At 61.7% G+C, this 2,813-nt stretch carries 2 protein-coding genes and 3 pseudogenes; all 5 read left to right on the plus strand.

The genetic code is table 11. The features are described from left to right. Positions 1-268: pseudogene (locus BW737_RS17130) on the plus strand (hypothetical protein); the annotation flags it as partial. Positions 269-384: 116 nt separating this feature from the next. Beyond that, positions 385-717, plus strand: a pseudogene (locus BW737_RS20180) (DUF6571 family protein); the annotation flags it as partial. Positions 718-898: 181 nt separating this feature from the next. Next, positions 899-1,639, plus strand: a complete 741-nt coding sequence (locus BW737_RS19100; RefSeq protein ID WP_257210931.1) for a hypothetical protein — start codon at positions 899-901, stop codon at positions 1,637-1,639. A gap of 298 nt (positions 1,640-1,937) precedes the next feature. Further along, positions 1,938-2,402 (plus strand): hypothetical protein, encoded by a 465-nt coding sequence (locus BW737_RS15360; protein WP_086616105.1) that lies wholly within the window; start codon positions 1,938-1,940, stop codon positions 2,400-2,402. Between the two features lie 3 nt (positions 2,403-2,405). Next, positions 2,406-2,813: pseudogene (locus BW737_RS15820) on the plus strand (hypothetical protein); the annotation flags it as partial.

Consider the following 2,813-nt stretch of genomic DNA (forward strand, 5'->3'; position numbering starts at 1 on the left):
TGGGACGGCCACGTGTACTGGGTTCGGTATCCCCTGGAGTGAGGAGAATGATTCGAAGGGTACGGACTGCAAGATCGTGTTCGACCGGTCTAGTGCGCACTTTAAGGATGCCGTGACGCCGGTGGATGTGAAGGTGTCCTACGCGATCACCTACACCGCCACCGACGGCGCCACCGGCACCATGGACACCCACACCACCTCCACGACCACCACGATCCCGGTGGCGGAGATCCAGGTGATCAACACCCAGCCCACCAAACAACCTTAGGATTTCTTGGGCAGGCGATAAGAAGGCAGCCGGACAGTCACCGTTACTGGACTGGATGAGTTTAGAGAGGATTGTTTATTGATGTGTGGTTCGACTCCTAGCCCGTGGCTGGGTCAGTGCTGTCCGTCGGCGTCGACCTGGGTGAGCCCTTCGGCACCGACAACGCCTACCAGGCACGCAACCAGGCCGAGGAGATCGAGAGTACTGCGGCTGCCGCCAACAACCGCCAGCTCACCCTGGCCCTGCTCAACTCCGGCTTGTACACCCCTGAGGACCTTAAAGCCACCCTCCAGCGCGCCGACAACTCCGGATATGCCCTGGACATCATCATCGACCCGGATGGCAACAACCTCACCCAGAACATGACACCCGAGCAGCTGGCCGACCCCAACACCGGCATCGGCCTGTCCGAGGTCGGCAACAACCTCTACAGCCCCACCAACCCCGACCTCGACCTCACCGAAACCAGAAAAGACGGGTTCAAGGAAGGCTGGGGCACCACCAACCCCGACAGCAGCACCGCGCCCAGCCACACATGGGGAGAGGGCAAGAACGACGCGGACGACGAGGCTAACAGCGCCACGCCACAGCTGGCGCCACGCCACAACCACCAGCGGAGAAAACCAAGCCATGCCACCAACACCCGCCAACCACCAAGGCAAGCACCACAGGCGCACACCCGCAGCCGCCCAGCGGCGCCATCTCCCAGTAAGCACCGCCACACTGGCCGCACTGACGACCGCGTGCCTGACACTAGCCGCCTGCGGGCTAATCCCCGGCAGCAACCAAGCCTCGCCCTCCGCGGCCCCGGCTACCGCGGTAGTCCCAACCACCGCCCCCACCGGCGAGAACGAGAAATACACCTGCCCCGGCATCCCCGACACGGCCCTGTACGCCATGTTCGGCCCCAACATCACCATCACCACCTCAGACAAAAACAAAACCACACCCTCCGAATGCCATGTTTATTATCCGGGCCGGGACAGAATGGTCTTCTACTCCGCGTTCTGGTACATCTTCGACGACAGGCAGCCATCAGACGAACCGCTCCTGTCTTGGGGGCCGGAGGTGTCAGCCTTTACCTTCGATGGCGTTGACGGGGAGGGTGAGGCGCACACCTCCAGCCCCGGCGCCGAAACCGACTACGGAAACACCATCTACACCTGCGGGGACCACTACCTGGCCCTGAGCATCGACCATGCCTCGGTCATGGCCGGGGACATGCGAGAAAACCTCATCGCCCTGACCCAATCGGCCCTCCCCTGGCTGTGCCAGGACCAGCCCATCCCCGGACTCGGTAAAACCATGGAAGAGGCCCGCCCCTACTACGCCTACCCCACACCCCTACCCTCACCCACACCCACCAACTGACAATCTGACTAACCCAGACGACCAGCACCACCGGCTCCACCGCCTTGCCACCAAGAGAGACCACCAGCATGCGAACCACGCCCCACACACGCAGAACCCGCCAACACCGCCTAACAGCAGGCCTGCTGGCCCTCCTGCTGACCTGCACACCCCTCGCCGCGTGTTCGTCGGGTTCGGATGAGGGCAGTCTGGATATCCCTACTTATGATCCGGAGGCTGCGGCGTCGGCGGAGGCGTCGGAGTCGGCGGCTGCCGCGGAGGCGTCTGCGTCGCTGCGGCTTCTGCGGAGGCGGCTGGTGTGGTGACTGCGGAGTCGCTGTCCACCGACCGCTACGTGGTTACCTCCATCCCGGAGGACCTGGACGAGCAGCAGACCGAGATCCTCAAGGCCTTCGTCAACTACGACCAAGTCACCTGGAACATCTGGTTCACCGGCACCGGTGTCGAGAACGCCGAACCTCTCATGACCGCGGAGGAGTATCAGGTCTTAAAGGAAGGTTACGAGCAGTTAGGGGGCGAGCGTACGGAGGGAGTAGTCCGCGTTTCGGTGAATCAGGTGTTTGCATTCGACATGCGAAAGGCTCAGGTATTGATATGTGGTGACCACTCGGACCTCGTGGCGTACGACGCTGACGGGAATGATGTCAGTGACCCAGAGACACTCCAAGGCCGCTATGAGGTGCTTATAACCATGATCTACGAGGATGGGGCCTGGAAAGAGTCGGATGAGACAACGCTATCGACCAACGAATGTGTGGCGTGAACAATGATACGCAAAATCCGAGTAGCGGTAACAGGTGTGGTCGTCCTTTCTGTTTTCGCCTCTTCTGTGATCGCACCGAATGCATGGGCGCAAAGGCTTCGAGGCACACCCACTGGTTCTGGTTTGTCGTCTGGTTCGGTGTCGTCTGGTGGGGATGGTTCGGTGACGATGACGGTGTATGCGGAGTCGACGTCGGCGGCGGCGGATGGGTCGGCTGGTTCTGGTGGTGGTTCGGTGTGGTCGCAGTCGGTGACCGCCACGGTGCATCCGGTGTGCTGGTATGAGCAGGATCGGACGGGTGCGGAGGTTGCCGAGTGGATTGACTCCGACCAGGCGGAGGAAGAGTATTCGGTGCATGGCAACTGGGGTGGTATCCGGTCGTATATCGAGTCTGAGTATCCCGATTACGGC

It is taken from the genome of Actinomyces ruminis (genome assembly GCF_002154335.2).
In the GTDB taxonomy this organism is placed as follows: Bacteria; Actinomycetota; Actinomycetes; order Actinomycetales; family Actinomycetaceae; genus Actinomyces; species Actinomyces ruminis.